The 26,747-nt window shown below is 64.6% G+C and carries 27 protein-coding genes; 9 read left to right on the forward strand and 18 right to left on the reverse strand.

Annotated features, from left to right (window positions below; translation table 11 throughout):
• Positions 1-73 precede the first annotated feature (73 nt).
• From pbpC to ACIQ3Q_RS00260, 8 genes are all read left to right on the forward strand, one after another.
• Positions 74-2,398, forward strand: coding sequence for a penicillin-binding protein 1C (gene pbpC / locus ACIQ3Q_RS00225; protein WP_396266926.1), 2,325 nt, complete (start codon positions 74-76; stop codon positions 2,396-2,398).
• A 122-nt stretch (positions 2,399-2,520) separates the two neighbouring features.
• Positions 2,521-2,901, forward strand: a complete 381-nt coding sequence (locus ACIQ3Q_RS00230) for a Fur family transcriptional regulator (protein ID WP_396266927.1) — start codon at positions 2,521-2,523, stop codon at positions 2,899-2,901.
• A gap of 156 nt (positions 2,902-3,057) precedes the next feature.
• Complete coding sequence (locus ACIQ3Q_RS00235) at positions 3,058-3,813, forward strand: metal ABC transporter ATP-binding protein (protein WP_396266928.1); 756 nt, start codon at positions 3,058-3,060, stop codon at positions 3,811-3,813.
• Positions 3,813-4,670 (forward strand): metal ABC transporter permease, encoded by an 858-nt coding sequence (locus ACIQ3Q_RS00240; protein ID WP_396266929.1) that lies wholly within the window; start codon positions 3,813-3,815, stop codon positions 4,668-4,670. The genes ACIQ3Q_RS00235 and ACIQ3Q_RS00240 overlap by 1 nt, the downstream gene beginning before the upstream one ends.
• A gap of 14 nt (positions 4,671-4,684) precedes the next feature.
• Positions 4,685-5,581 (forward strand): metal ABC transporter solute-binding protein, Zn/Mn family, encoded by an 897-nt coding sequence (locus tag ACIQ3Q_RS00245; protein ID WP_396266930.1) that lies wholly within the window; start codon positions 4,685-4,687, stop codon positions 5,579-5,581.
• A gap of 20 nt (positions 5,582-5,601) precedes the next feature.
• Complete coding sequence (locus ACIQ3Q_RS00250) at positions 5,602-6,126, forward strand: DUF2796 domain-containing protein (protein WP_396266932.1); 525 nt, start codon at positions 5,602-5,604, stop codon at positions 6,124-6,126.
• 4 nt (positions 6,127-6,130) lie between these two features.
• Complete coding sequence (locus ACIQ3Q_RS00255; protein ID WP_396266934.1) at positions 6,131-6,865, forward strand: ATP-binding cassette domain-containing protein; 735 nt, start codon at positions 6,131-6,133, stop codon at positions 6,863-6,865.
• Positions 6,856-8,118 (forward strand): ABC transporter permease, encoded by a 1,263-nt coding sequence (locus ACIQ3Q_RS00260; protein ID WP_396266935.1) that lies wholly within the window; start codon positions 6,856-6,858, stop codon positions 8,116-8,118. Before ACIQ3Q_RS00255 ends, ACIQ3Q_RS00260 begins: the two co-directional genes overlap by 10 nt.
• On the opposite strand, the gene ACIQ3Q_RS00265 is transcribed toward ACIQ3Q_RS00260, so the two are convergent.
• From ACIQ3Q_RS00265 to ACIQ3Q_RS00285, 5 genes are read right to left on the reverse strand one after another with little or no spacing between them, the layout of a single operon-like run.
• Positions 8,076-8,834 (reverse strand): metal ABC transporter permease, encoded by a 759-nt coding sequence (locus ACIQ3Q_RS00265; RefSeq protein ID WP_396266936.1) that lies wholly within the window; start codon positions 8,832-8,834, stop codon positions 8,076-8,078. The two genes, ACIQ3Q_RS00260 and ACIQ3Q_RS00265, sit on opposite strands and share 43 nt — an antisense overlap.
• Positions 8,831-9,721 carry a metal ABC transporter substrate-binding protein gene (locus ACIQ3Q_RS00270; protein WP_396266937.1) on the reverse strand — a complete coding sequence of 297 codons (891 nt, stop codon included), beginning with the start codon at positions 9,719-9,721 and terminating at the stop codon, positions 8,831-8,833. Before ACIQ3Q_RS00270 ends, ACIQ3Q_RS00265 begins: the two co-directional genes overlap by 4 nt.
• A complete protein-coding gene (locus ACIQ3Q_RS00275) occupies positions 9,702-10,841 on the reverse strand; it encodes a hypothetical protein (protein WP_396266938.1) in 1,140 nt (379 codons plus the stop codon). The genes ACIQ3Q_RS00270 and ACIQ3Q_RS00275 overlap by 20 nt, the downstream gene beginning before the upstream one ends.
• 10 nt (positions 10,842-10,851) lie before the next feature.
• Positions 10,852-12,159: a hypothetical protein gene (locus ACIQ3Q_RS00280; protein ID WP_396266939.1), complete on the reverse strand. Its 1,308-nt coding sequence runs from the start codon at positions 12,157-12,159 to the stop codon at positions 10,852-10,854.
• A gap of 22 nt (positions 12,160-12,181) precedes the next feature.
• The gene (locus ACIQ3Q_RS00285; RefSeq protein WP_396266941.1) at positions 12,182-13,408 is read right to left on the reverse strand and encodes a GTP-binding protein; all 1,227 of its coding nucleotides are present in this window, start codon (positions 13,406-13,408) and stop codon (positions 12,182-12,184) included.
• 86 nt (positions 13,409-13,494) lie between these two features.
• Between ACIQ3Q_RS00285 and ACIQ3Q_RS00290 the strand changes: the two genes are divergently transcribed.
• Complete coding sequence (locus tag ACIQ3Q_RS00290; protein ID WP_396266942.1) at positions 13,495-14,070, forward strand: DUF3299 domain-containing protein; 576 nt, start codon at positions 13,495-13,497, stop codon at positions 14,068-14,070.
• Between the two features lie 73 nt (positions 14,071-14,143).
• Here the strand turns inward: ACIQ3Q_RS00290 and ACIQ3Q_RS00295 are convergent, their stop codons facing one another.
• From ACIQ3Q_RS00295 to ACIQ3Q_RS00355, 13 genes are all read right to left on the reverse strand, one after another.
• Positions 14,144-14,818 (reverse strand): OmpW family protein, encoded by a 675-nt coding sequence (locus ACIQ3Q_RS00295; RefSeq protein WP_396266943.1) that lies wholly within the window; start codon positions 14,816-14,818, stop codon positions 14,144-14,146.
• 24 nt (positions 14,819-14,842) lie between these two features.
• Positions 14,843-16,036, reverse strand: a complete 1,194-nt coding sequence (locus tag ACIQ3Q_RS00300) for an SGNH/GDSL hydrolase family protein (protein WP_396266944.1) — start codon at positions 16,034-16,036, stop codon at positions 14,843-14,845.
• A 165-nt stretch (positions 16,037-16,201) separates the two neighbouring features.
• Positions 16,202-17,416, reverse strand: coding sequence for a type II secretion system inner membrane protein GspF (gene gspF / locus ACIQ3Q_RS00305; RefSeq protein WP_396266945.1), 1,215 nt, complete (start codon positions 17,414-17,416; stop codon positions 16,202-16,204).
• Between the two features lie 6 nt (positions 17,417-17,422).
• A complete protein-coding gene (locus ACIQ3Q_RS00310) occupies positions 17,423-17,692 on the reverse strand; it encodes a DUF2164 domain-containing protein (RefSeq protein ID WP_396266946.1) in 270 nt (89 codons plus the stop codon).
• Position 17,693: 1 nt separating this feature from the next.
• Positions 17,694-19,127: a type II secretion system ATPase GspE gene (gene gspE / locus ACIQ3Q_RS00315; protein ID WP_396266947.1), complete on the reverse strand. Its 1,434-nt coding sequence runs from the start codon at positions 19,125-19,127 to the stop codon at positions 17,694-17,696.
• Between the two features lie 4 nt (positions 19,128-19,131).
• Positions 19,132-21,324, reverse strand: coding sequence for a type II secretion system secretin GspD (gene gspD, locus ACIQ3Q_RS00320; protein ID WP_396266948.1), 2,193 nt, complete (start codon positions 21,322-21,324; stop codon positions 19,132-19,134).
• Positions 21,325-21,326: 2 nt separating this feature from the next.
• Entirely contained in the window at positions 21,327-22,136 is an 810-nt protein-coding gene (gene gspN / locus ACIQ3Q_RS00325; RefSeq protein ID WP_396266949.1) for a type II secretion system protein N, read from the reverse strand.
• Positions 22,136-22,627, reverse strand: coding sequence for a type II secretion system protein GspM (gene gspM, locus ACIQ3Q_RS00330; protein ID WP_396266950.1), 492 nt, complete (start codon positions 22,625-22,627; stop codon positions 22,136-22,138). Before gspM ends, gspN begins: the two co-directional genes overlap by 1 nt.
• On the reverse strand, positions 22,624-24,096 hold the full coding sequence (gspL, locus tag ACIQ3Q_RS00335; protein WP_396266951.1) for a type II secretion system protein GspL: 1,473 nt from the start codon (positions 24,094-24,096) through the stop codon (positions 22,624-22,626). Before gspL ends, gspM begins: the two co-directional genes overlap by 4 nt.
• A gap of 89 nt (positions 24,097-24,185) precedes the next feature.
• Entirely contained in the window at positions 24,186-25,136 is a 951-nt protein-coding gene (gene gspK / locus ACIQ3Q_RS00340) for a type II secretion system minor pseudopilin GspK (protein WP_396266952.1), read from the reverse strand.
• Between the two features lie 11 nt (positions 25,137-25,147).
• Positions 25,148-25,891, reverse strand: a complete 744-nt coding sequence (locus ACIQ3Q_RS00345; protein WP_396266953.1) for a type II secretion system protein J — start codon at positions 25,889-25,891, stop codon at positions 25,148-25,150.
• The gene (gene gspI, locus ACIQ3Q_RS00350; protein ID WP_396266954.1) at positions 25,891-26,265 is read right to left on the reverse strand and encodes a type II secretion system minor pseudopilin GspI; all 375 of its coding nucleotides are present in this window, start codon (positions 26,263-26,265) and stop codon (positions 25,891-25,893) included. Before gspI ends, ACIQ3Q_RS00345 begins: the two co-directional genes overlap by 1 nt.
• Positions 26,262-26,744 carry a Tfp pilus assembly protein FimT/FimU gene (locus ACIQ3Q_RS00355; RefSeq protein WP_396266955.1) on the reverse strand — a complete coding sequence of 161 codons (483 nt, stop codon included), beginning with the start codon at positions 26,742-26,744 and terminating at the stop codon, positions 26,262-26,264. The genes gspI and ACIQ3Q_RS00355 overlap by 4 nt, the downstream gene beginning before the upstream one ends.
• Positions 26,745-26,747: the final 3 nt, after the last annotated feature.

Consider the following 26,747-nt stretch of genomic DNA (forward strand, 5'->3'; position numbering starts at 1 on the left):
TCACTCCCAGAGATTTTGGATGAGCATCATGAGGAGGCATCGCCGAGAGCGCTGTTGCATTGCTGCCGCTCTCTTGGCTGCTTTCTGTAGCGCTGCTGCGGCCGTGCCCGGCTTCAGCGCCGTACGCCAAGCCTGGCGGCCCTCCGACCTGCCCGTGCTCGACCGCCACGGTGTGGTGCTTCAAACGGTGCGGGTGGATGGCAGCGCACGGCGTTTGGGCTGGGTGCCGCTGACGGAGGTCTCGCCCGCGCTGATGGCCGCCCTGGTGCATGGCGAGGACAAGCGCTTTTGGCAGCACAGCGGGGTCGATTGGACGGGCTTGGCCCGCAGTGCCTGGCAAAACACCCTGAACCAGCGCACTCAAGGCGGCTCCACGCTGACCATGCAGTTGGCGGGTTTGTTGGATGCGGATCTGGCACGGCCTGCCGGTGGGCGTTCGGTGTTGGGCAAGGTCTCGCAAATGTCGGCCGCGCGGGAGCTGGAAGCGCGCTGGCGCAAGAGCGAGATTCTGGAGGCCTATCTCAACCTGGTGCCCTTGCGTGGCGAGATGGTGGGCGTGGCGGCCGCCTCGCAAACCATGTTCGGCAAACACCCCAGCGGCTTGGATGCGCAAGAGGGGGCCATCTTGGCGGCGCTGGTGCGTGCGCCTAACGCCAATGCTGAGCTGGTGTCGGCCCGCGCCTGTGGCCTGCTGCGCTCGCTGGCGGGCCAGGCCGAGCAAGCAGCGGCCCAAGCCTTGCAAGACCCCCGCTGTCACGGCCTGCCGCTGTTGACGGCCAATGCCTTTGCGCGGCCGGGTGTGCGGCCGCTGGGCGAGCAGGTGGCACCCCATGCGGCACGCTGGCTCTGGGCCCAGACGGTGGCGCAGCAGCGAGCCAAGTCGGGCAGCCCCAGCATGGCTCTAGCGGACGAGGCCCTGGCCGAGACCACGGTGGGCGCCCTGGCTCAGGCCTGGCCCGCGCAGATTCCCAGTACGCTGGATGCACGCCTTCAACGCCTGGCCTTGCGCGCGCTGCGCGATCAATTGGGGGAGTTGCAGCAGCGCCAGGTGACCGATGGCGCGGTGGTGGTGTTGGACAACGCGACTGGCGAGGTCCGGGCCTGGGTCGGCTCTCCCGGTCTGATGAGCCAGGCACCTGTCAGCGGTGCAGGCCCTAAAGCCACCGTTGGCGCACCTGACGTCGACGCCGCACTGGCGCGCCGCCAACCCGGCTCCACGCTCAAACCCTTTGTCTATGGCTTGGCGCTGGAGCGGCGGCTCATCACCCCCGCCAGCCTTTTGCATGACGCGCCCACCCAGTTGGCGGCCGGCGCTGGGCTTTACCTGCCGCAGAACTACAACCACCGCTATCGCGGCTGGGTGCCGGTGCGCGAGGCGCTGGCCAGCAGCCTCAACATCCCGGCGGTGCAGGTGGGCGCCATGGTCGGGCCTGATGCCTTGTTTGACCGCCTCAATGCCCTGGGCTTGAAGCTCAGCCACAGCGGCGGCTTTCATGGCTATGCGTTGGCGCTGGGTAGCGCTGAGCTCAGCCTGATGGATCTCACCAACGCTTATCGCAGCCTGGCCCAGCAAGGACGATGGTCACCCTGGACGGCAGCGGCTGGCCAGGTACCCTCGGCGCCCAGCAAGCCCCAGCCGCGCACACCTGCCACGCAGGCCGTCTTCAGCCCGGAGGTGGCCTTTATGGTGGGAGACATGCTGGCCGACAACGCGGCCCGTGCGCCCACCTTTGGCCTGGACAGCCCCTTGGTCACGCGCGGCTTTGCGGCGGTGAAGACCGGCACCAGCAAAGACATGCGCGACAACTGGTGCGTCGGTTTCACCAGCCACTACACCGTGGGCGTTTGGGTGGGCAATGCGCAAGGCACGCCTATGCAGCGGGTCAGCGGCACCACCGGCGCGGCGCCCATTTGGAATGCCGTGGTGCAGCGCCTGCGAGAGGGCCAGCCCTCTGTACCGCCCGTGCCGCCCAGCGGTGTGGTGCAGGTGGCCGTGCAACAGCCCGGCCAAGCCCTGCGCAGTGAGTGGTTCCTGCCTGGCTCAGAGCCAGAAGGTGTTGCAGCGCTCAGCAGCCAAGCCGCCGCGCGTACGGGGGCGGCCGCACCGCGCTTTGGCATCAAGAGCCCGGTGGGCGGCAGCATCTATGCGCTGGACCCGGACATGCCGCCCGACGTGCAGCGCATTGTCTTGGATGGTGAGCCGGGCGAGTGGTGGCTCAACGGCCAACGCCTGGGCCGCACCACCGCCGCCCAGCCCACCTTGGCCTGGGCGCCTTGGCCGGGGCGGCACAGTTTGGTGCTGCGCGCTGCCGATGGGCGGGAGATTCAAAGCCTGAGGTTTGAGGTGCGTGGCGCGACGCTGAAGCCCGGCGCGAGGGTGGCCAAGAGGGCGTCGTAGGACCCGCACTTCGGCATGGCGCACGGCGACGAGTTTCAGCGCGGTGGGCCTGGCTGCTGCGATGGGCGATAATGAGAGGGCATTATCATTATTCAGCCATCAAGCTGCGGCACACTCCATGCATGGAACGCAATACTCGCCAGCGCAACGCGATTCGAGAGGTCATTCAACAGGCCAGCCGACCCTTGCTGCCCCAGGAGGTCTTGGAGGCTGCACAGACGCAGGTGCCTGGGCTGGGCATCGCCACGGTGTACCGCAGCCTGAAGGCGCTGGCCGAAGAGGGCGTGATTCAGGGCGTTCACCTGCCGGGAGAGAACCCGCGCTACGAGACGGTGGGGCATGCACACCACCATCATTTTTTGTGTCGGCACTGCCAGCGCGTGTTCGACGTAATGGCTTGCCCTGGCAATCTGGCGCGCCTCGCGCCCAGCGGGTTTGTGGTGGAAGACCACGACCTGACGCTGTACGGCCGCTGCCAGACCTGCGTGACGACAGCCGGCTAGAACGCAGCGCCTTGCTGGGCCTAGCAGGGCTGCCAACCACGCGCTGGGCCCCTGAGTGGGCGGTTTGCCCATGCTGACGGCCAGTGTCTGGCAGCGGCTGTGCTGGGTCAGTGTTCCGCTGCTGTGCCTGTGGCTGGCGGTGATCTGGGCTTTGTCATGAGGGCAGCACTCATGGGGCCAGACGAGGCTGCGGTCGTGTTGCGCGAGCTGACGGTCTCCTACCGGGGGCGGGTCGCGGTGCATCGCCTCAGTGGCCAGTTTCGCGCGGGCCAAGCGACCGCCGTGATAGGGCCCAATGGCGCCGGCAAGAGTAGCCTGCTAGCGGCTGTGGGGGGGCTGCTGAAGGGTGTCGAAGGCGAGGTGCTGCTTCGGTCGGGCCTACGGGTGGCCTCTTTGTCCCAGGTCTCTACCTTGGACCGCAGCTTCCCCATCCAGGTGCGTGACACCGTGGCCATGGGGCTGTGGCGACGCATCGGTTGCTTTGCTGGCGTGAAGGCTGAGCATGAGCAAGTCCTTCAGCAAGCATTGGCTGCTGTGGGGCTGGCTGGCTTCGAGTGGCGTTGGATGAGTGAGTTGTCGGCCGGGCAGGTGCAGCGTGTGCTGTTTGCCAGGCTGATGGTGCAGGACGCCCAACTGATTCTGCTGGATGAACCCTTCAACGCGATGGACGCACGCACCACGGCGGACCTGCTGGCGTTGCTGGCCCGTTGGAAGGATGAGGGGCGCACCGTTGTGGCGGTGTTGCATGACTTAGAGCAAGTGCGGCAACACTTTGATGAGGTGCTGATCTTGGCCCGTGAAGGGGTGGCGTGGGGCGCGACTGCGTCAGTGCTGACGCCCGAGCACTTGGAGCGTGCGCGCCACAAGGCCGAGGCCTGGGAGGCCTCGCAGATGCTCTGCCGCGCCGCATGATGGATGCCTTGTTCGGCCCCTTCGTGGAGTTTGAGTTCATGCGCCGCGCACTGGTGGCGACCTTGGCCATGTCACTGGGGGCCACGCCCATTGGCTGCTTGCTGATATTGCGACGCATGAGCTTGGTGGGCGATGCCATGGCGCATGCCGTCTTGCCGGGAGCTGCTGCGGGCTATTTGCTGGCAGGCATGTCTTTGGTGGCCATGAGCTTGGGCGGTTTGGTGGCTGCCCTGCTGGTGGTGCTGGCCTCGGGGGTGGTGAGCCGGCGCACGCCGCAGCGCGAGGACGCCAGTGTGGCTGCGTTCTACATCATCGCCCTGGCCTTGGGGGTCTTGCTGGTGTCCCTCAAGGGCAGCCCGGTGGATGTGATGCACCTGCTGTTTGGCAGCGTGTTGGCGGTGGACGATGCGGCTTTGCTGCAAATGGCGCTGGTGGCGACGGTCACGCTGTTGAGCCTGGCGGTGATGTACAGGCCCTTGCTGCTGGAGAGTTTTGACCCTGGCTTCTTGCGCAGCCTCCAAGGCCCAGGCGCTTGGGCCCACATGGCGCTGATGGTGTTATTGGTGCTGAATTTGGTGAGCGCCTTTCAAGCCATGGGCACGCTGATGGGCGTGGGCTTGATGATGTTGCCGGGCTTGGCGGCCCGCTTCTGGGTGGCCGGCCTAGGGGCCATGTTTGTCTTGTCGGCGGTCATCGGGGTGTTCGCCGGTGGCCTGGGTTTGTTGCTGAGTTATCACCTGGAGCTGCCTTCTGGGCCCAGTGTGGTGCTCGTGTGCGGTGGGGTCTATGTCTTGTCGGTGTTATTCGGGCGGCGAGAGGGCTTGCTGATGCGCCGACCTGCCGATCGGTCAAGTTAACGGTGAGGTTCAGGATGTTGATGGATAGACGGCAGGCTCTGCAGTGCGGGCTAGGGGTGGTGGCTGCCGGGGCGCTTTGGCCCGCAGCCGCGCAAAGCGGCGGCGCTGGCCCGGTGGTGGCCAGCTTCTCCTTGTTGGCCGATATGGCGCGCGAGATCGCGCCGCTGGGCAGCGAGGTGACCGCGTTGGTGGGGGCGGATTCGGACGCGCATGTCTATGCGCCAAAGCCTGCAGATGCCAAACGGCTGGCCCGTGCCGACGTGGTGGTCGTCAATGGGCTGGGCTTTGAAGGCTGGATAGACCGCATGGTGAAAGCTGCGGGCTATGGTGGCCCGGTGGTGGTCGCCAGCCGTGGCATCAAGCCGCGCGGCGGCGGGCATCACGGGGAAGACCCTCACGCCTGGCAGGATCTCGGGCTGGCCTTGACCTATGTGGACAACATCAGCGCGGCCTTTGTGCAGCGGTGGCCCGCTCAGCGGGCGCAGATCGAGCAGCGCAGTGCGCAGTATCGGCAGAAGGTGCAAGACCTCGATCAGCGCATTCGGCGAGACTTGGCGGCCATTCCCGCCGCTCAGCGCAAAGCCATCACATCGCATGACGCATTTGCCTACTTCGGTGCGGCCTATGGCGTGACCTTTCTGTCCCCTCAGGCCTGGACCACCCACAGCGAGCCCTCGGCTGCAGCGGTGGGGCGACTGATCCGGCAAATCAAGCAATCCGGCGTGAAGGCCTTGTTCCTGGAAAACATCAGCGATCCGCGCTTGATCGAGCGCATTGCCAAAGAGTCTGGCTCTCGGGTGGGCGGTACCTTGTACTCCGACGCTTTGTCGGGCCCAGGCGGCCCGGCCAGCAGCTATCTGGCCATGATGGAACACAATGCCCGCACCCTGGTGGCGGCCTTCACCGCATAGGAGCGCATATGGTCAAGGGCATGAAGTGGTGTTTGGCATCGGCGCTGGCGCTGGGGGTGTCAGCGGCCAGTGCGCACAAGGCGCATGTTCACGGCGAGATGAAGCTGCTGGTGACGGTAGAAGGCGCGCAGTTGAGCGTCAGCGCTGAAGTGCCATTGGACAATCTTTTGGGCTTTGAGCGGGCTCCCCGCAGCGAGGCTGAAAGACAGGCCGCAGCGGCGGTCTTGGCCCGCTGGCAAGACCCTGTCAAGGCCCCGGCCTTGTTGGCGCCTTCACCACAGGCGCAATGCAGTGTGTCGCAGGCCAAAGTGATGGCGCCTGTTCTGCAGGGCCCTGCGGGGGCCGCAGCTCAGGCGGAACATGCGGAACTAGAAGCCAGCTATACCTGGACTTGCCAATCGCCCGCGGCCTTGGCCAGCCTGGAGGTAGCTTTGTGGGCGGCCTATCCTCGGGTCAGCCGCATTGAAGTGCTGGTGGCCGGGCCCAAAGGGCAACACAAGACGGTGCTCAAGCGCCCGCGCCAAACGGTGTCGCTGAGCCGTTGACAGCATGAGTCAAGAGACGCGATCGGTGGCCTTATCGCTGCGTGGGGTGCGCTTGCGCTGGCCGGGCGCTGGCAGCGATGTGTTCCACATTCCCCACTTGGAGGTGGCGCTTGGCGAGCGGGTGTTCTTGAGAGGCGAGAGCGGCTGCGGCAAGAGCAGCTTGCTGTCTTTGCTCAGCGGTGTGGCCTTGCCCAGTGCTGGCCGTGTCCACTGCTTGGGTCAAGACTGGCAGGCCTTGAGTGCCGCGCAGCGCGACCGGTTCAGGGCTGATCACCTGGGCTATCTGTTCCAGCAGTTCAATTTGCTGCCTTATCTCTCGGTACTGGACAACGTGCTGCTGCCGTGTCGCCTCTCGCCCAGCCGGGCGCGACGTGCCGGGCGCGATGCCCAGCAACAGCGTGTTGCGGCCGAGGGCCTTTTGGCCGCCTTGCAGATGGCCCCTGAACTGTGGGGCAGGGAGGCCGTGTCCTTGTCGGTGGGGCAGCAACAGCGGGTGGCGGCCGCCCGAGCCCTGATCGGGCAGCCTGAGGTGGTGCTGGCCGATGAGCCCACGTCGGCCTTGGATGAACAGCGCCGCGATGCCTTCATGGGCTTGCTGATGCAGGTCTGTCAGCAGGCTGGCAGTGCGGTGCTGTTCGTCAGCCATGACCGACACTTGGCGCGCCACTTTGATCGAGTCTTGGAGTGGCCTCAACTGCAAGCGCCCACTGAAGGCGTCGAGGTCGACTCATGCGCTTGATTTGGTCTCTGGCCTGGCGCAGTGCGTGGCATCGTCGCTTCGGCCTGTCCTTGGTGCTGGTCAGTGTGGCCTTGTCTACTTTCTTGCTCTTGGGGCTAGAGCGGCTGCGGCACGATGTGCGGCAGAACTTTGCCCTGTCTGTCTCTGGCACCGATTTGATCGTGGGGGCGCGATCCGGCTCTGTGCAGTTGATGCTGTATGCCGTGTTCCGAGTGGGTGATGCCACTCAGAACATCGCCTACAGCAGCGTCGAGGCCTTAGAGGCCGATGAGGCCGTCGCCTGGGTGGTGCCGATCTCCTTGGGGGACTCCCACCGGGGCTACCCCGTGGTGGCGACCTCTACCGCCTATTTCGAGCACTTTCGCTATGGTCAAAACCAGGCCTTGCAGCTCGCCCAAGGGCAGCGCTTTGAGGGGGTGTTCGATGTGGTGTTGGGCGCGGAGGTGGCTGCACGTCTGGGCTATAGCCTGGGTCAAACGCTGACACTCAACCATGGCAGTGGCGATATTGAAGAGCTGGCTCATACCGACAAGCCGTTCCGGGTGGTGGGCATATTGGCCCCCACAGCAACGCCGGTGGACCGCTCTTTGCACATCAGCCTGCAAGGCATGGAGGCTATTCATCTCGACTGGGTGGCGGGGGTGCCGCTGCCAGGACGCGCGGTTTCAGCCGAGCAAGCCTTGCAGCATGACCTCCGACCCAAGAGCGTGACGGCCGCTTTGGTGGGGCTCAAGTCCCGGGCCGCCGTGTTTCGGGTTCAGCGCCGCGTCGCCGACTTCAAGGCCGAGCCTTTGATGGCGGTGCTGCCAGGGGTGGCCCTGGATGAGCTGTGGTCCTTGATGGGCGTGGGTGAGCGTGCGCTCAAGGCCATGAGTGCGTTGGTGGGGGTGGTCAGTCTGGCGGGCTTGGTGGCCGTGATTGCCACCAGCCTGGAGCAGCGACGCCGGGAGTTAGCGGTGCTGCGCTCCATTGGAGCCAGGCCCAGCCACATCTTCTCGCTATTGGTGCTGGAGGGGCTGCTCGTCACCGCATGCGGGGCGGTGATGGGCGCCGTACTGTGCGCCGTCGCTTTGCTGACCTTGGCACCCTGGTTGCAGGCCGAGTGGGGCCTCGCCCTGAGTGCCAGACGACCCTCAGCGACCGAGGTGCAACTCTTGCTCAGTGTGGTGCTGGCCGGTGGTTTAGCCAGCGTGTGGCCAGGGTGGCGGGCCTACCGCTGGTCATTGGCTGATGGGCTGTCGCCGAAGGCCTGACCCCCAGTGGCGAAGCCACGCACGAGACCCAGGGCGGCTAAGCTCAAAGCCACACACACCCCACTGGGCGCATCCAGCCACCCACTGATGCCCAGACCCATCGTCAAGGTGCAGCCTGCAGCGAGCATGGCCCTGCCTGCGCCCTGAGGCCACCACAGTGCCGGTGCTATCAACAAGGCGAACACAACAAACAAGCCCAGTATCGGCACGGCCACGCTCGCCACAAGTGCAAAGAGGGGGTAAAACCAGGTATCCCTTGAACAGCGGCCCCGCAACAGCCAGACCAACACAGCGCATGCGGCCAACAGAGAGGCTTGGGACCAGGTGACCCACAGGACGTCTGCGGCCAGCAACTCGGCCATGCGCTCTCGGCCATGCGGATCAGCGCGTGCGCTGAGCATGGCGACACAGGCTGCAGCCACATAGACCAGACCGATCAAGGCTTCGCGCTGGGTGGGCACCCGCCGAGACAGCCAAGCGACTAAGCCTGCTGCCGCCAGGGCCCCGATCAGCGCTGCGAGTTGCGTCGACCATGTCTCTGGATGATCCAGCCATACGCTGATGAGCAGGGCAGCGGCAGCCGCAGACTGCGCGACCGCCAGGTCAATGAAGACCACGCCACGCAGCAAGACTTGACGGCCCAAGGGCGCAAGTGCCCACAAACCGGCCAGCAAGGCCAGCAGCGGCGCCATGAACCAAAACTCGGCGAGGATCATTCAAGTTTCGACAGTTCGTTGATGACCGTGTCCATCCACTTCACCAGCCCTTCTTGGCCAGCAGTTTCTTCGACGGTGGCAGGCAAGATCAGCAGCGGGACAGGCACCTGCAGTTGGCGCTGCAGCCATCGGCCGGCGCGCGGGTCTTGGTAGGAGGCCAGGACAATGGCTGAAGGGGGTGTGGATCGCAAGCTGTTGAGCAAATGTTGGAGATGGCCAGGGGTGGGGGCCATGCCCGGTTTAGGCTCCAGGTCGACCTGCGGAATCATGCCCAGCCAGCGCCACAGGTAAGCAAAACTGGCATGCTGCACGACCACACGCCGACCTTTGAGGGCCGCGGCCCGCTGTTCCCAGCGCGTGATGGAGGAGCGCCACTGGGCTGCAAAGTGCGCGGCTCTTTGGGTGATCGCGGCCCGTTCAGCAGGGCGCATCGTGGCCAACTCTTCAGCCAGCGCTTGGCTGACCTCCAGCAGCTTGTGAGGGTCTGTGTGAAGGTGAGGGTTGCCTTCGGCATGGACATCGCCAGCCCAAGGGTGGGCCACTGCGCCTGGGCGTGCGTCGATCAACACCACATGATCCGCCGCCTCGAACAACGGGGCTGCCCGGCCTGCTCGCTGTTGTAGCAAGGGCAACCAGCCGGCCTCAAGGCCTGCGCCTGTACAAACCGCTAGATCGCTGGAGCGCAGTTGCGCGATCAGGCTGGGGCGCGCTTCGATGTGGTGCGGGTCTTGTGCCGCATGGGTGGCCACATGCACCGTGGCCTGAGGCATCAAAATGCGGGTCAGTGCCGCCCATTCTGGTTCGCAGGCGAAGACGGTGAAGGCCTGGGCGGCGCTGCTCAGGCTCATCAGGCCTGCCGTCAGCCATTTAGAAGCCGTGCGCACCATGCGCTCCAAAAGCCAGCACGTATTGCAGTTGCACGGTTCTGGAGCTGGGGGCTTCAAACTTGACCGCATCGTGCTGCTGGCTGACCTGCAGGCGCAAGCTCTGCATGTGGGTGGGCTTCCATGCCAACATCACAGAGCGTTCGCGCAGCAAGGCCTGATGGAAGTGCTCACCATGCGGCACCGAGACCCTCAACCAATCCGCGCGCGCGCCCACTTCCCAACTGGGATGAAAGCGATACACCACAGACACGGCATTGGCTTCGTGTTTGTCTTTGTTGCTGGCGAAGCGGTTCAAGTCGGTGACGCGCGCAGCCTCAAAGTTGACCCTCAGCTGTTGCTCGCGGTTGTTGCCCCCTGGTGCCCACTTCCAGGTGGCGTCGAGCATCCAAGTGTGGCGGTCACTGAACTCGGCGCCATGCGCATGTTCATGACCATGATGATCTTCATCGGTATGGCTGTGTTCTTCCTCGCCCTCATGCGCCTCTTGCGCCAGTGCCTCACGCCGGTTGTGGATGTAAGACACACCCATTTGCCAACTGTGCGAGCGGTTGAGGTCTGCCCCCAGCTTGGTCACCAATGTCATGGCACCAGGGGCCTTGCCTTGGTAGACGCTGTCTGCGACCAGCTTCTTGCCGTGAAAGCCCTCGGCGCCGACCATCCAGTAAAAGGAGGTGGGCAAGGTCACGTTCAGGCGCAGGCCGTCGTCGTTCCAGTGGCCACCAAACAGACCTCGGTAAAGCAAAGGCCTTTCGGTGAAGTCGTCAGCATGCATGTGCTGCTGGTTGAGATGGCCCACTTGGGATGCAAATCGGCCAAGACGCATCTGCAGTCCGTAGGGCAGAGAAGTGGTTTCTACATAGGCGTCTTCAATGCCTTTCTCCAGCTTGCCATCATGCGTGGCGAAGACGGCCCCAACATGACCTCGGAAGTGCACGCCTAAGGGGCCACTGGCCGTCACATCGCTGTGGCCGAGTTGCAGACCTTTGTCCCGCATCCCTAAGGCCAAGGCACGCGAGGTGTGCGTCAAGTCCAGCACAGCACCAAACTCCCAAGACTTCTCAGATTGGGCCTGAGCCCCACAGCTCAGTAGAGCCAGGAGCAGCGCAGTGATTTGTTTCATGTGTCGTCCTCTAGCGGGTGATGCCCAGCCATGCCGCATAGCTCGGGGTGTATCCCAACTCATGTCGAGTGATCACAGCGCCGGTGTTGCTATTGATCACCACGAGTTGGCGGGCTTCGGGGTCGGTCAGGTAGATCTCGTCCTTCGCGCCATTGGCCACGATGGCGGGCCAAGGCGCTGCCGTCGGCATGCGCGGCACGGCAGCCGTCACGCGACTCAGGTGGCTCCACACGCCATTGCTGCGCTGCGACACGATCAAGCTTCCTTGGTCATCCAAGACGAAAAAGCGTTGCCCGGTGCGGTCGAAACCATGGGCGCGCCTAACGCGGCCGGTTTGCCAGCCTTCAGGCTCGAAGTTGGTGACCACGCCGGTGCCAGCATCGAGGGTGTAGAAGCGCGTGGTCACGGGGCTGGGTGCGACGCCGTCAGCGGCTATGCCGATGAAGTGATCGGGTAGGCGAGGGTGCCCCGCTACCGTTCCGACGCGCAGCGGCGTGCTGATCAACTGGCCATCGTCGACAGCTGTGCTGCTGACATGCTTGACCAAGAGCATGCCGTTCTTGCAGCCCGCAACGGTGTTTTGACCGCTGCTGAAGGAGCCATGCATGCCATCGCATCGGGTCGGCAGGGCGCGATCCGGTGCCCAGCTTGAACCGCTGCGCTGATAGAGGTTGAGATGGGTCGGCAAGCTGTCGGTAGCATCAGGTGCGCGGCTGACGAGCAAGAGCTTGTTGTCCACTGGCTCTGCCAGCCCGTGCAGGGCGGTGTTCAGGTCTAGGCTGGCCACAAGACTGGCCGAGGCAATGGACGCGTCGGTGATCAAGCGAACGCTGGCCATCTTGGCCGGAGAGGCCGTGGCATCACCGTCCATGAAGATGGCCGCTTGCTTGCCCGCCTGCAAGTCATAGTGCGTGGGGCGCGCGCCAGACAGGGCGAAGTTCAAGGGTGCCGGGGCGGCTTTGTAGTCATGGAGGTGGCTGACATGGTCCTCTTGCCAGACGCCACCGTCCAGAAATTGCACGCGGTCTTGCAGGCGTTGCATGACCACGGCATACCGGCCCTGCGGGCTGGCGTAGAGCGCAGAGGGGACGTTGTCCAAGCTGTGCGACAGCAGCACTGCTGCGTTAGCGTCTAAGTCATGAACGCGGATCGTCTTGCTGTCCTTCTCGGCCACGCTCAGACGTCCGAAGGTATCGATGAGAACGGTGTCGTCGTCATGGGGGTCGTCTTCATCGACGCCGCCACCGCAGCCTGCCAAGAAGGCGGCGGTCATCAGACTGAGGGTCCAGAGCTTGGGGTTGAGGAGTGATGTCTTCATGGTGTGGCGGTCAGGGGGAAAGTCATGCGGGGCTGGCTGCAGGGAGAGCGGCCCATTGCGGAAAAGGGTCGGGCAAGCTCGCCCAGTGGGTCTGTCCCTTGCGGGTTTCGGTGAACGTCAGATGTGCGCCCTTCCAAGCCGCCTCGATGGCGCTGCGGTCGAGGTTGCGGCCAATGAAAACCACCTCATTGAGGCGGTCGCCATAAGGCTCGCGCCAATTGGCTTCGATGGCGGCACGCTCTGGGCTGCCGAGGGCTGGCCAGCGCTCGCGGGGCACGGCGCTCCACCAGCGGCCCATGGCTTCGTGTGTGGCGACTTGGCCCGCGCGGCTGTAGACCATGACCCAATCAGATCGGCTGGCCAGCCAGACATAGCCCTTGGCTCTGAGCAGGCCTTCAAAGGGCATCTCCATGAAGGCCGCAAAGCGTTGGGGATGCAAGGGCTCGCGACTGCTCAGGACAAAGCTGTTGATGCCGTAGGCCTCGGTTTCCGGCAGATGATCGCCTTCCAAGGCTCTGGCCCAGCCGGGTTGTTCACTGGCAGTTTCGATGTTGAACAGGCCCGTGCCCAGAATCCGATGAAGCGGTACCTGGCCCTGTGCACACTCCACAATCTCTGCCCCCGGATTGAGCGCCTTGAGCAGGCCCAGCAGGGCTTCGCGTTGGTCGGGGCTGACCAGGTCCAGTTTGTTGAGCACCAAGACATTGGCAAACTCAATTTGCTCGGTCAACAGGCAGGCCAGAGAGCGGTTGTCTGCATCCTCAGCGACTTGGCCTCGTTGTGCCAGCAAGTCTTGGCTGCTGAAGTCCTGCAGCAAATGGTGACCGTCGACGACGGTGACCATGGTGTCAATGGTGGCGACATCACTGAGGGAGTTTCCATGCTCATCGCGGAAGTCAAAGGTCGCCGCCACGGGCAAGGGTTCGCCGATGCCCGTGCTTTCGATCAGCAAATAGTCAAAGCGGCCTTCTTCGGCGAGTTGCCGGACTTGAAGCAACAGGTCTTCGCGCAAGGTACAGCAGATGCAGCCATTGCTCATTTCGACCAGCTTTTCCTCTGACCTGTGCAGTGCAACCCCAGCCTTTTCAGTGCTCTTGCTTACGAGCAAGGCGTCTACATTGACTTCGCTCATGTCGTTGACGATGACCGCGACCTTGAGTCCGTCGCGGTTCGCCAAAATGTGGTTGAGCAAGGTGGTTTTGCCCGCGCCCAAAAAACCTGAAAGTACGGTGACGGGAAGTGTTCGCATCGCTTTGAGAATGATAATGCAATATCAATAGTATAGCCTTCTTGTTTCATCAACACTCCTCCGCACATGGGGAGAGGCAAACGCATATGAACCAAAGAACATTCTGGATACGACTTGGCCTGGCCTGCATCGGTCTAGCCGTGGCGGCGCTGTGGGGGTTCTCACGCCCTCAAACCGCGCCGACCGAGGCGGCACGCACGCTGAAGTGGGAAGCGCTCATGCCTGAAGGCTGGGATCCTGACAAGCTTTTGAAAGAGCGTGGTGTGGATCAGCTGCCAGAGGGCGATGCCAAGGAGGACGCGCTGATGCTGGAGATGCGTGAGATCTGGGATCGCGCTCCGACACGTTCGGATCTCGAAGATGCTCACGTTCGACTACCGGGTTACGTGGTGCCCTTGGAATACGTGCTGGACGACATGAAAGAGTTCTTGCTGGTGCCCTACTTCGGCGCCTGTGTCCACAGCCCACCACCGCCTGCCAACCAGATGATTCATGTCGTGCTCAGAAAGCCCGTGGCCTTGCGCAGCATGGATGCGGTGTGGGTGTCAGGTTTGCTCAGCACCACTCGGCAACACTCGCGCTGGGGTGCCAGTGGCTATAGCCTGGACGGTTTGAACATCGAGGCCTATGTCGCAGACAAAAAGAACGCGGCCTCGCCATGAGGCCGCAGACCCCCACAAAAAAGCCCGCGCTTCTGGCTGAAGCGCGGGCTGTTGGGGTGAACGTCTGGCTGGGTCAGTACGCGTAATTGACACCGATGGTGAACGAGGTCGGGTCCAGCTTGGCGTCCAGGGTCTGGCCGGTGGACAAGGTGGTGCGGGTGCTCAGCTTGGTTTTGAGCACAGCGGCATCGACCGACCACTTGCTGTTGATGGCCACGCTGACCCCCAACTGCACGGTGGCAGCCCACTTGGATTCCACGCTCAGGGTGGTGGGCGTGGTCGGGCTGCCGCCCGTGAGGCCCGAGAGTGCAGCTGTGCTGCGCGCCTTGTAGAACTTGGCATAGGTTGGTCCAAAGCCGATGTAGGGGCGCACGGTGCTGCGCGCATCGCCAAAGCGATATTGCATCAGCAAGGTGATGGGCAGGGCCTTGACCTCACCGATCTTGCCCACGCCGGCAATGGCGCCGTCGCCCACGATCTCGTGGGTGAAGCCCAGGGCCAAGGGAATGTCCACCGAGACGTTGTCGCTCCACATCCAGGTGACGCCGCCGGTGGGCTGCACATCGGACTTGATGTCTGCCTTGGTGCCTGCAAATGCCGGGGCGCTGAGGTCACCGCTGGTGACGTCTGGGCTGATTTGTGTGACGCCAATGCGCGCCAGCAATGTGCCGGCATATTGAGCCTGTGCAGCCGTGGCAGACAACAGGGCGGCCGCAGCCAAAACGGAAAGCTTGAGTCGTGTTCCCATGAATGAAACTCCTTAGTTTGGGCTTCAGAGCCAGCCCGCTTGGGCTAGCGTGCGGGAGATGAGTTGGGCCAAGAGCTGATGACCATAAGGTGTCGGATGGAAGCCGTCCGAGAAGGCGTAGGTCTTGTACCAGCTGGGGTTGTTGCCAGAGCCCGCGGGTGGCTTGGCCGTCAATGATGCGTCGGTGCAATTCAAGAAGTCATAGACAGGCAGACCATCGGTGCCGACACCGGTGGCGGGGCAGGCGGGGGTCTTGACGTTGGTCAGGCCGAACTGCGCCGGAGAGGCAATCTGGTTGTTGAACTCAGTGTAGAAGTCCACCACGGCCACCCGCGAATCACCCGAGAACTTGCTGGCCAAGCGAGCGTTGAAGGTCTCGACCCAGCCCTTGAACAAGGTCTCGCTGGAGGCGCGTGCCGCAGCGCCTGCGGCGGCGGCGGCAGCATCCGTCGCCCCTTGAGCTTTGGCACCGGCTGTAGTGGCGGCAGCCACGCTGTCGAGCACCAACTGGAAGCGCGGGGTGTTGGTGATGCCCGGCATGTTCAGCAGGGCCACACGCTGCGCACCCTTGTCGAGCGCGCCGGTCTTGATCAGGTTGTAGAAGTTGTCGGCCAATGCCGTCATGTAGGTGGCACCTGCGGCAGGAAAGCCCGCGCCACCGTTGGCAGCAGCGGCCGCCACTTGCTCTGGTGTCAGCACCGTACCCAACACTGTGGTGTATGCCACGCCACCATCCCTGGCCGCTGCCAGATAGGCGCCGACCAAAGTGGAGGCGTCATTGCCCCCGCCGTCGATCAGCAGCAAATCATTGGCACTGAAGTTACCCGCAGCAGTTGCTGTGGCCATTTGCACGGGCAGGCCGCGAGGATCGGCCGTGGTCAGTCCGGAGCCGACCGGATTGATCACACCACCGCCCACTGCGTAGTTGGTGCAGCCTGTCGTGGCGTTCGGGATGAAGGTCGTGCCCGTGAACTTGAAGAAGCTGCAACCCTTGCTCAGACCATAGCTTTGTGCGATGCGCTCAGGGTAGATGTCGTTGCCCTGAATAGTGAACTTGATGCCAAACGTGCCCACGTCGGCCAGGCTGTCGCCCATCACCTTGAGGCTGCTGATGGGCGCGCGGGGGGTGGTGTCGGCACCGCCGCCGCCACAGGCCGAGAGGATTGCGGCCAGCGCCAAGCTGGCCAGCGCGAGGTGTCCGGTTCGATTCAGGATCATGGGAGCTCCTAGAGGGCATGGGCGCGCCAAAAAGCACGACCGTTCGATTAAACAGTCAACACTGTAGGTGCAAAGCACCGCTGCCGCCGCTTGGACAAACCCTGATGCAGAGGAGGTTTCTCCAGTGAACAGAGGGCGAAACCTTGACGACGCCGCCCTATCGGCTCATTTGACCCAGGTGTTGAGTTGGATGATGGGCAGCAAGACCGCCAGCACGATCAGCATCACCACGACACCCATCACCACGATCAGCAAGGGCTCCAAGATGGTGGCCACGGCCAGGGCGCGGCGTTGCACTTCACCGCCCAGTTGGCGGGCGGCACGGTCCAGCATGGTGGGCAATTGGCCGGTTTGTTCACCCAGGCGGGCAAACATGGCCAAGAGGCCGGGGAAGCGCTTTTTGGCGGCCAGGGCCGAGGCCAGCGGTGCGCCTTCGCGCACCTGCACCAGGGCGTCCATGGCGTCGGCCCGCATGGCGCGGTTGGACAGCGTTTCGGCCGCAGCCTGCAGCGCCTTCAAGATGGGCACGCCGGCGCTGGCCAGCATGGCCAGGGTGCCGGCAAAGCGGGCGGCGTTATAGCCCCGCGCCAAACGGCCAATCAGCGGCAAGGTCAGCATGCTGGCATCAAAGCGTTGGCGGAACTGCTCGCCTTTGAGTGCAAAGCTCAAGCCGATGCCGCCAAACACCAAGAACGCCAAGACCAGCCAGCCATAGCTGCGCACAAAAGCGCTCAAGGCCAACATGGCCACGGTCAGGCCGGGCAGGGCGCGTTTGCCATTGCTGAACACGCTGGCCACTTGCGGCACCACGTAGGTGACCAAGAACACGACGATGACAATGGCGATCAAAGAAACGATGGCCGGATAGAGCATGGCGCCCATCAGCTTGGCCTTCAGGGCCTGGCGTTCCTCCAGGTCGTCGGCCAGGCGCTCCAGCACCGCGCCCAAGGCGCCGCTTTGCTCACCGGCGGCCACCACGGCGCGGTAGACATCGTCAAACTCTTTGGGCGCCGTGGCCAGGGCGCGGGCAAAGGGGCTGCCGGCATTGACCTCGCTCTTGAGGTGGGCCACCAGTTCGCGCTGGCGGGGCTCCTCAGCCTCGTCGGCCAAGGCCGTCAGCGCACGTTCCAGCGGCAAGCCCGAACCCACCAAGCCCGCCAATTGCCGCGTCCACACCGTCAGCCCCGAGGCTGAAAACGCCCGGCGCTTGAACTGCATCTGGCCACTCTGCGCGTCGGCTTGGGCGATGGGCGTGACTTCAAGCGGCACCAGCCCCAAAGCCCGCACTTGGGCGCGAGCGGCCTTGGCATGGTCGGCATCGACCAAGCCGGTCTTGGATTTGCCAGCGGCGTCTAGTGCGTCGTATTTAAAGGCGGGCATGGCTTCTTAGCGCTTGGCTGCGCGTTGATGCGCCGCCCAGTAAGTGAACTCGTCCTCATGGACTTCGATGTCCAACTCGGCCACCCGCGCTTGCAGGCGCTCTTGGGCATCGGCCACGCCTTGGTTGTAGACCGTGGGGCCGATCTCTTGCAAGAAGAAGCCCAGCAAGCCGCCGGCGGCCACATTGCCGATGGGCTCGTCCATGTGCGCTTCAAAGTAGCGCTGGATGGACTCAATGGCCTGCTGGCGGGCTTGCTTGTTGATCTCGATGGCCATATCACTCGCGGGTGACCCGCAGCACTTCTTCCAAGGAGGTGATGCCTTCGGCCACCAAGCGCTCGCCATCGGCGCGCATGGAGCGCAAACCGCCGCGCTCGGCCGCTGCCACGATCTCGGAATCGCTGGCGCGGCTGTGGATCATGTTTTGCACTTCGTCGGTCACCGTCATCAGCTCATAAACGCCAGTACGGCCCTTGTAGCCGGTGTGGCTGCATTCGGGGCAGCCCACGGCGTGCCAGCGCGGCTGGCCGTCAATGTCCTCACCCCGGCGCTTGCAGTGTTTGCAGAGCTTGCGCACCAAGCGCTGGGCCAGCACGCCCAGCAGCGAGCTGGAGAGCAAGAAGGGCTCGACGCCCATGTCGATCAAACGGGCGACGGTGGAGGGCGCGTCATTGGTGTGCACCGTGGCCAGCACCAAGTGGCCGGTCAGCGAGGCTTGAATGGCGATTTGCGCGGTCTCGCCGTCACGGATTTCGCCGACCATGATGACGTCGGGGTCCTGGCGCAAAAACGCGCGCAGCGCCTTGGCAAAGGTCAGGTCGATCTTGGCATTGACCTGGGTCTGGCTGATGCCCGGCAGCTCATACTCCACCGGGTCTTCCACCGTCAGCACATTGGTGGTGGAGGTGTCCAGGCGGCCCAGCGAGGCATAGAGCGTGGTGGTTTTGCCCGAGCCCGTGGGGCCGGTGACCAGCACGATGCCGTGAGGCTGCTGCACCAAGCGGTCAAAGGCCTTGAGCACCTCGCCGTCCATCCCTAAGCCTTCTAGGGTGAAGCGGGACTCGCTCTTGTCCAGCAAGCGCAGCACCGCGCGCTCGCCGTGGGCCGAGGGCAGGGTGGAGACCCGCACATCAATCGCGCGGCCACCAATGCGCAGCGAGATGCGGCCGTCTTGCGGCAAGCGCTTCTCGGAGATATCCAGCTCGGCCATGATCTTCAGGCGGCTGATCAGCGCGGCATGCAGGGCGCGGTTGGGCTGCACCACTTCACGCAGCGTGCCGTCCACCCGAAAACGCACGCTGGAGCTGCGCTCATAGGGCTCGATGTGAATGTCGCTGGCGCCGTCTTTGGCGGCTTGGGTCAGCAGCGCATTGAGCATGCGGATGATGGGCGCATCGTCCGCCGCCTCCAGCAGGTCTTCCACTGCGGGCAGCTCTTGCATCATGCGCGAGAGATCGACGGCGCTTTCGACCTCGCCCACCACGGCGGCGGCACTGGCTTCGCCGCCGGCATAGACGCGCGAGATGCGCTCGGTCAGCGCGGCGCTGTCTTCGCTCTCAAAGCGGTCCACAGCATAGAGACGCATGACCTCGCCCAGAGCGCTGCGTGGCGTGCCGTCGGTCAGGCGCAGCACCAGTTGCTGGCCGTCGTCTTCCAACAGTAAGGTGTTGGCCTTGGCAAAGCCATAAGGCAGGGGGTGACGCGCTGCCATGGTCTCAGTTCGCTCCGGCCTGAGCAGGCGGCACGACATTGACCAGAGGCGCCGTGTTCTGGCCCGGCTGCAGTGCGGGCAGCACCGGGGCTTCGTTGACAGGCACCAACACGCTGGGCTCGGGTTGGCGGGCTTCCTGAATGGCGCGAATCGCGTCGTAGCGGTCCACCGTCAGGCGATCAGCGTCGGCCTGGCTGCGCAGCACCACCGGGCGCAGGAAGAGCAGCAAATTGCTCTTGACCCGGTTGCGGGTTTCATTGCGGAAGAGATTGCCGATGATGGGCAGGCTGCCCAGGCCGGGCACCTTGCCTTCACTGTCACCGTATTCGTCTTTGAGTAAACCGCCCAGCACCATGATCTGGCCGTTATCGATCACCACATTGGTCTCGATAGAGCTCTTGTCGGTGATCTGGCTATTGGGTTGCAGCGAGGAGTTCTCTTGGAAGATGGTCATGCGTACCGTGCCGCCTTCGCCGATCTGGCTCTTGATGCGCAAGGTGATGCCCACGTCTTTGCGCTCAATCGTCTGGAAGGGGTTGACGGCGCCATTGCCAGTGCCCGTATTGGTGAAGGAGCCGGTGGTGAAGGGCACGTTCTGGCCGATCACGATCTTCGCCTCTTCGTTGTCCAGCGACACCAGGTTAGGCGTGGAGAGGATATTGGCGCCGGTATTGGTTTCCAGGAAGCGGGCCAAGGCGCCCAAAGAGTAGAACGTGCTGATCTTCTTGAGCACTCCGATGTTCAAACCTTGCGCTGGACGGTTGGCGCTAGAGAGCAAGGTGCCCACGCCGGTGCGGCCACTGGCGGCGGCCGCCGACAAGTCGAGGATGTTGTTGCCCGAGTTGCCAAAATTGGTGCCTAAGCCCGCGATGGTGCTGTCGCCTTTGTCGCCAAACAGGTTTTGCCACTGCACCCCAAACTCGGCCGCCTTGTTGGCATCGACCTTGACGATCAGCGACTCGACATAGACCTGGGCACGGCGGGTGTCCAACTGCTCGATCACTTGGCGCAGTTGGCGATAGACCGGTTCAGACGCCGAGATGATCAGCGAATTGGTGGACGGGTCAGCTTGAATTTGCCCGCCGGTGGACGGCCCGGCGGATGGCGTGACTGGGCTGGTCGCTGCGGCGCTGAGGCCGGTGGATTGGCTTGTGTTCGCGCCTTGTGGCAGCCCTGTTGGGAGGCCCGGGTTGGCGGGGCGGTTGGCGGTGTTGCCTAGGCCGGAGCTGCTGGCGCCACCTGCCGCGCCCGTGCCGCTGCTCATGGCGGCACGCAGCACTTCGGCCAGCTTCACCGCATCAGCATTTTTGAGATAGACCACCCAGATCTTGCCCGCCGGTCCGCCGCCTTCGGTGGGGCGGTCAAGCTTCTCAATCAGGGCTTTGATCTGGCCCATCTTGGCGGCATTGGCCGCCCGCACGATCAGCGAATTGCTGCGGGACTCGATCAAGATCTGCGTGCCACCGGCCGCACTGGGCGCGGCTCCGGGCACCACCATACCGCTGCCGCCTTCGCTCAGGCGCTGCACCAGTGGGGCGATGTCGGCCGCCACCGCATGCTTGAGCGGCACGACTTCCACATCCGATACAGCGGGTTGGTCCAGCGCGGCAATGATCTTGGCCATGCGCTGCAGGTTGTCCGCATAGTCGGTGATGATCAGCGTGCTGTTGCCGGCATTCGCATTGATGGTGTTGTTGGCGCTGATCAAGGGGCGCAGCACCGGCACCAAGTTGTTAGGGTTCTCGTGGTTGAGCCTGAAGATCTGCGTCAGGATCTGGTCGCCCCGCGCTTGGGGCTGGCCGATCTGCACCGTGCCCGCTTGCAACTTGGCTTCAGCCTCGGGCACCACCTTCAGCAAGCCGGCGTTCTCCACCACCGTGAAGCCCAGGCCGCGCAGCGCGGCCAGATACTGGCGCCAGGCTTCGGCCGGCGGCACGGCCTTGTCGCTGGTCAGGTTGATCTGGCCTCGCACACGCGGGTCGACCAAGATTTGCCGATCCAGCATGGTGCCCATAGCCCGCGAGACCATTTCGATCTCAGCATTGGCAAAGTTCAGCGTCACCGGGGCGCGGGCCCGGGTGGCGGGCAGGGGCATGTCTTCAGCGGCTTGCAGTGCGGGGCTGACCAGCGGAAGCGCCAGGCTGAACGCCACAGCGCGGGCCACAGCAGACGGTGAGAAGCGAGAGATGGAAGTCATGATCACCCGATCGAAAGTACCGAGGCAGCGCCGTTGCGTCGCCCGATGATATTCAGCAAATTGTTCAAAGCGGCTTCTTGGCCGCTGCTGGCGCGCGCCTCACCGCGCAAATGCAAGCCTTTGGCATCGACTTGGCCTTGGCCGCTGAGTTGCAGCGCGCCGTCCAAGGTCAGCAAGTTCACCAGCGTGGCGCCCTTGGCGTCGCCGGTCAGCGTCAGCCGGTAGCTGCCCAGCGGGTCGAGAGTGGACAGGCGCGAGGAGGTCTGCAGCAGGTCCAACTCCAGCCGCCCGCTCAGCGCCGCGCCGGCGCCTTTGCGCACCATGCTGGCGTCATGCGCGCTCAGGCGCAGGTGGCCGGCCGGGCGCAAGGTATTGAGCGGCGCGCCCAAGCCTTCCAGCCAGCCCGCGGGCCATTGGCCAATTTCTTTAGAGGCGCTGGTCTGTATGCCCACGCGCCATTGGCCCCACCCCGGTGAAAGGGTCAACGAGACCCCGGGTGCCATGCAGCAGGCCTGGGCTAGATCTAGCTTGAGGCCTTGGCCAGAGGCCCCCAAGCGCCACTCCAAGCGTGAGGGCAGCACCGCAGCGTCGCGGCTGCCGGGTCCGCCGGTCAGCACCATCAAGGCGTGGCCATTCCAGACCGTGCCTTGGGCATCGGCCAAGAGCAAACGGCCTTTGCTGGCGCTCTGCACCCCTTGGGCCAACCAAGCTGCAGGTGCAAAAGCTACGGCACCCAGCAAGGCGCCCAACAGCGCGCCGCTCAGCGCCCAGAGGCTGGCACGGTGGCGACGGGAGGGGCTCAAGCGCGTCATCACGGGGCGGTGGGCAGGGAGACGACAACCTGGCCTTGCAAGCCGTTGCTGCCCCGCTGGATTTGTGCCGAGATGGGCCGTGCCCGCGCACCAGCGCGTGCCTCTGCCAGCCAAGTGCGCCATTCGGTGGGCGAAGCGTCGGTCAGCGTGAGGGTGGCACGGTCGCCCACAATGGCCAGCTTGCCATGGGCGCCCAGGCGTTCTGTGGCGGCCTTGATGGCCTCTTGAGCCTGGGCTGGGCTGATGGCGGGCTGGCCTTTGAGGTCTTTGGCATCGCTGGCCAGCAGCTGCAATTGCAGCAACTCGCCCTCGACCTGGCGGGTCTTGGCGGGCAGGTCGCGCCAAACCGTCCAGACGGGCTTGAGCACCAGAAGCCACACGACCAGCAAGCTCACGGCAGCGGCGGCTAAGAGCACCAAGTTCCGTTCGCGGTCGTTCAGCGCCTGCCAGCGTTGGGCCAGGCCTGCGCCGTTGGAGGTAGGCTCACTCATATCGTTGCCTTGGGCACGCCCGACCCATAGGGCGGCTGCTGTTGGGGTTGCACTGGCAGGGGCTCAGGCGCAGGCGGTGGCGGTGCCATGCCAGGCGCAGGCCCGGCCGCCGGGGAGGGCGGTGGCCGCGCGCCAGGCACCGTCGCAGGCGGCGTCACCGGGCTGGGGTTGCCAACAGCTGCGGCCCTGGGGCTGGCCGGGGGAGCGCCCAGCGCGCCCGCTGTCGCGGGGTTGGGCTTGAATTTGGCGGGGGTCAAGGTCAAGCGGCCTTGGGTGTCATCCACTTGATAGCCCAGCGGCCGCAAGCGCTCGCGGAAGCCGTCGACCTCTTGGGGTGTCCAGCCTGCACTCACGATGACCAGCTTGCCTGGCTCGAACATCAGGTTGTCGGCCGCGCCCCGCGACGGTGGCCACGCGGTGTCGGCGGCTTGCAGCAGGGGTTCGAGGTCAGCGTCTCCGGGGCGACCGGCGGCGCTGCGCATTTGCTCGACTTCGCGTTGCATTTGCGCCAGGGGCTCACGCACCGCTCGAATCTGCGGGAAGGTCTTCTGCACGATTTGCGTGCGGGCCGCGCTTTTCTGCGCCAAGGCCTTTTCTTGCTGCCAAGCCCACAGGCGGCCCCCCAGCAATTGCACGGCGACCAGGCCGATCAGGCCCCAACGCACCCAGCGCCAGTTATCGCCATGCCAAAACAGACGCCAGCCTTCGGTGGCCATGCGGCTGCCGCGGTGGCGGGCGGTCAGGTCGAACTGGCGCAGGTTCCAGTCGCTACGCGCAGCGGCCAGCAGTTGTTGGTCGGCCGATTGCGTGGCCAGGGCATCGCCGGCCCAGCGGGCGGCTTCTTCGGCGCCGTCGGGGCTGGCCGTCCAGGCCACGCTTTGATCTGCGGGTTGGCGGGCCAGCAGCAAGCGCACGGCCTCGCTGGCCAGCGGCAGATGCAGGGCGCCGTCGTCGTCGCGCCAAGCCAGCCAGGCTTGGCCGGCGTCAGCGTCGCGGCGCCAGACATGGGCGGCCGGAGGGCCCTCGGGCGTCCAGGCCGGCACCACGCGGTCCACACTCAGGCCAGTGGCTTCAATCGCATCGAGTTGGGATTTGAGCCAGGGCTTGTTCAGCAAGGCCACCCAACTGGGTTCGCCAGCCTTGAACTGCGGCGAGAGCGCCACATGCAGGTCGGCTTCGTCGTCCAGCACGGCTTCTTCCAGCATGCTGATGACGGCGGCGCGCAGCTTGCCAGCCGGGGCTTTGGGGGCGCTGAGGCGGTGCCAGGCGACGTCGCCAATCGGCACCACGGCCACCAAGGCATCGGCTTTTGGCCAGTCGGCCACCGCCGCCAGGCCGCGTTGCAGCACCTGCTGACCATCAGCCGTCAAGACAAAGTGCAGGGCTGAATCGGCCTTGGACAAGGGTGCATCCGCCTGTGAAGCCTGGAGGCGGGGCTGTTCGGGCAGCAGGACGATCAGTGTGGACATGAGGATGACAGCAGGGCCGCAGGGCATGCGGCCGTCGGGAGACGCGGTATTGTGGCCTGTGACCGAGGGCCTAAGGCGCTGGGCAGGGCTTATTCTGGGGGGAGTCTTTCCCTACGAAGCACGGTGACCTCCAAACCACGGCGTTGTACCAAGCTGCGCTCACGCAGCACGTATTGGTCATAGCGCAGCTCGCCGTCAATCTCAAAATGGGTGGATGCGACGCTGACCTGCTGCGGGTTGAGCTTGATTTTCTCAGGCAGTTGTTTCTGAACCGCTTCTACAGTGTCATAGCCGCCTGCGGGGCGGGCGCGCAGCAGTCTGTCCGCCGTTCCTCTGTCCAGTCCTTCGATGGCGGCGACCAAGACCTCGGGGCTGGCGCTGTTGACATTGACCGGCGTGGCGGTGGGCAGCAAGACCACAAAGGGCGCCAGCCGCTTGATGGCTTCCGGGTCCACCCCCAGCCAGGCCAGTTGCTCAATGCGGTGCGGCGGCAAGGGGGTGTCGGGGGAGGCGGCGCTGCCACCGTCTTCCTCGGCACTGGCCCCGTTCAGGCCTTCGGCCACCTTGAGCGCCGTGTCGCCGGGCAGGCCCAGGGCATCGCACAGGCGCTTGAAGGCGCGCACCTGTACCGCTGCCGCATCCTCGTCATCGGTAATCAGGTTTCGCAAATTGAAGCGACCCTGAGCGTCGGTGATCTGGCCGGAGAGCAGGGCTTCGACCCCGCTGGAGTCGGCCACATTGTTTTTGTCGGCAGCCAAAAAGTCGGACAGCTTCACGTCGCGTAGCGGAATGCCCCAGTTCTCGTCCGGGCTGTCCACATTGGCCTTGCCGCCGCTGCCGCGCGAGTCTTCCCGCAGGATCAGGCGGGCCCAATCGGTGGTGCCTTCAATCAGCCAACTGGCCTGGGAGCGGGCGCGTTCGGCGCCTTCGACCTCGATGGCGCGCCACTGCTGCCACACCATGCCGGCGGCTAAGGTGGTGACCAAGGTGACGATGAGCATGGCCATCAGCAAGGCGGCGCCGCGTTGGCGCTGGGGCATGGGGCGGCGCATCATCCGGCGGGGCGAACCTGAATGTCGCGTGTCAGCGTGCCCTGGGGCACGGTCAGCAGCAGCCGCACGCCGATGGGCAGGGCTTCGTCATCGCTGTCGGTGTTGTCTTTGGGGTCAGGGTTGTTCTGTTGACCTGGGCTACCGGGATTAGGTGGTGTGGGGTTTTGCGGATCGGTCGATCTGCCATTGGGGTTGGTGCCTGGCCCAGGGGGGGGCGGGTTGGCGGGTTTGCTCACATTGCCGCTGGACTGCGCATTGCTCCAGTTGTTATCGCCTTGCTGGAAGAAATAGACCTGCCAGGCGCTGGCCTGGGGCAGCATCACCAGGGCGTCCTTTTGGATTGCGGTCCACTGCTGGCTGCGGATCCACCACTCTTGCAACTCGCCCACCCGGTTGGATGGGGCCGAGGTCCAGCGGTAGAGCTTTTGGTCTTGCAACGTCCACATCACCAACTGCACGCCTTCGCCATAGCGCCGTGTCATGCGCAGGGCGGCACCATCAAACTTCAGGGCCGGAGCCGCCGGGCCGGGTTGCAGGTGAGCCAGGTCTTGTTCCCACTGCGCCAACACATTGCCCAGGCGCAGGCTGGCTTCAGAATTGGCCTGCGCGCCATCTCGGGTGCGCACCAGGCCGTCAATGCCCTGCCAGGCCATGCCAGCCAGCACGGCCATGATGAACAGGGCCACCAGCACCTCCACCAAGGTGAAGCCGCGTGAGGGTCGAACGGATGGAGGGCGGGCCATCAGTAGCGCGGAATGATGGCCGACAGCCGCACCAAGGGCACGCCCTGGGCATCGGCCACGCCCGCATCGACAATGCGGAAGTTCGGGTTGAAGCTGGGCCGCACCAAGACTTTGAGCTTGTACTCGCGGCCCAGTTGGGGGCAGGTGCTGTTGCTCTCGCCCACGTCGGGAAAGAAGCGGGTTAGCTTCAGGTTGACCAAGTGGTTCTCGGCGCACCACTGGGCGGCGGTGACGTCGCTCAAGCGCTGCGAGTTGTCGAGCAAGGCCCCGGCCGCCCGGCCGCCCGCGGCCAAGGCGATGGCCACGATGGCGACTGCCACCAGCACTTCGACCAAGGAAAAGCCGTTGCGGTGCAAGGGTTTGAGGGCACTCATGGCTGCAGCAACTTGCCCGGCTCAGGTTCGATCAAGACCGCAAACGGGCCCATGCCATCCGTGGCCAGCAGCAGTTGGCGGTCTTCCAGGCGCAGCAGCACGCGCTGCGCGCCGATGAAGGGCTCTGGCCCCAAACGCAGCAGCGGGGCGCCGATCACCTGCGCCTGGGTGCGCGTGTCCAACCACGTCTTGGGCATTTGGGTTTTGTCTGAGAGGCCGGTGAAGACGAACCCGGCCGCTTGGTCGGCGTCTGCCGCCCGGGGCTGCCAGCGCACCTCCGAGCCCTGGGTGCGCGAGTGGGCCCGCGCGCCTTCGAGCAGCGCGGATAAGCGGGCGGCTTCTTCTTCCAGCTTGCTGGCGTTACCGTCGCGCAAGGCCAAGGTGGCCATGCTGGCGACCACGGCCAACATGGCGACCACCATCATCAGCTCCAACAAGGTGAAGCCGCGTGTGCGTGGTGGTCGGTGGGCCAATATCAAGGG

It is taken from the genome of Ideonella sp., assembly GCF_044358605.1.
Classification (GTDB): domain Bacteria; phylum Pseudomonadota; class Gammaproteobacteria; order Burkholderiales; family Burkholderiaceae_C; genus Ideonella.

Coding starts and splice junctions, on each gene's coding strand:
- gspK (WP_396266952.1), bottom strand. CDS start 25,136: ATGCCCCAGCGCCAACGCGGCGCCGCCTTGCTGATGGCCATGCTCATC.
- ACIQ3Q_RS00255 (WP_396266934.1), top strand. CDS start 6,131: ATGAGTCAAGAGACGCGATCGGTGGCCTTATCGCTGCGTGGGGTGCGC.
- ACIQ3Q_RS00295 (WP_396266943.1), bottom strand. CDS start 14,818: ATGGGAACACGACTCAAGCTTTCCGTTTTGGCTGCGGCCGCCCTGTTG.
- gspE (WP_396266947.1), bottom strand. CDS start 19,127: ATGGCAGCGCGTCACCCCCTGCCTTATGGCTTTGCCAAGGCCAACACC.
- ACIQ3Q_RS00290 (WP_396266942.1), top strand. CDS start 13,495: ATGAACCAAAGAACATTCTGGATACGACTTGGCCTGGCCTGCATCGGT.
- ACIQ3Q_RS00280 (WP_396266939.1), bottom strand. CDS start 12,159: ATGAAGACATCACTCCTCAACCCCAAGCTCTGGACCCTCAGTCTGATG.
- ACIQ3Q_RS00230 (WP_396266927.1), top strand. CDS start 2,521: ATGGAACGCAATACTCGCCAGCGCAACGCGATTCGAGAGGTCATTCAA.
- ACIQ3Q_RS00260 (WP_396266935.1), top strand. CDS start 6,856: ATGCGCTTGATTTGGTCTCTGGCCTGGCGCAGTGCGTGGCATCGTCGC.
- ACIQ3Q_RS00240 (WP_396266929.1), top strand. CDS start 3,813: ATGGATGCCTTGTTCGGCCCCTTCGTGGAGTTTGAGTTCATGCGCCGC.
- ACIQ3Q_RS00250 (WP_396266932.1), top strand. CDS start 5,602: ATGAAGTGGTGTTTGGCATCGGCGCTGGCGCTGGGGGTGTCAGCGGCC.
- ACIQ3Q_RS00285 (WP_396266941.1), bottom strand. CDS start 13,408: ATGCGAACACTTCCCGTCACCGTACTTTCAGGTTTTTTGGGCGCGGGC.
- gspL (WP_396266951.1), bottom strand. CDS start 24,096: ATGTCCACACTGATCGTCCTGCTGCCCGAACAGCCCCGCCTCCAGGCT.
- ACIQ3Q_RS00345 (WP_396266953.1), bottom strand. CDS start 25,891: ATGGCCCGCCCTCCATCCGTTCGACCCTCACGCGGCTTCACCTTGGTG.
- gspF (WP_396266945.1), bottom strand. CDS start 17,416: ATGCCCGCCTTTAAATACGACGCACTAGACGCCGCTGGCAAATCCAAG.
- ACIQ3Q_RS00310 (WP_396266946.1), bottom strand. CDS start 17,692: ATGGCCATCGAGATCAACAAGCAAGCCCGCCAGCAGGCCATTGAGTCC.
- gspM (WP_396266950.1), bottom strand. CDS start 22,627: ATGAGTGAGCCTACCTCCAACGGCGCAGGCCTGGCCCAACGCTGGCAG.
- gspN (WP_396266949.1), bottom strand. CDS start 22,136: ATGACGCGCTTGAGCCCCTCCCGTCGCCACCGTGCCAGCCTCTGGGCG.
- ACIQ3Q_RS00270 (WP_396266937.1), bottom strand. CDS start 9,721: ATGGTGCGCACGGCTTCTAAATGGCTGACGGCAGGCCTGATGAGCCTG.
- gspD (WP_396266948.1), bottom strand. CDS start 21,324: ATGACTTCCATCTCTCGCTTCTCACCGTCTGCTGTGGCCCGCGCTGTG.
- ACIQ3Q_RS00300 (WP_396266944.1), bottom strand. CDS start 16,036: ATGATCCTGAATCGAACCGGACACCTCGCGCTGGCCAGCTTGGCGCTG.
- gspI (WP_396266954.1), bottom strand. CDS start 26,265: ATGAGTGCCCTCAAACCCTTGCACCGCAACGGCTTTTCCTTGGTCGAA.
- ACIQ3Q_RS00265 (WP_396266936.1), bottom strand. CDS start 8,834: ATGATCCTCGCCGAGTTTTGGTTCATGGCGCCGCTGCTGGCCTTGCTG.
- ACIQ3Q_RS00275 (WP_396266938.1), bottom strand. CDS start 10,841: ATGAAACAAATCACTGCGCTGCTCCTGGCTCTACTGAGCTGTGGGGCT.
- ACIQ3Q_RS00235 (WP_396266928.1), top strand. CDS start 3,058: ATGAGGGCAGCACTCATGGGGCCAGACGAGGCTGCGGTCGTGTTGCGC.
- ACIQ3Q_RS00245 (WP_396266930.1), top strand. CDS start 4,685: ATGTTGATGGATAGACGGCAGGCTCTGCAGTGCGGGCTAGGGGTGGTG.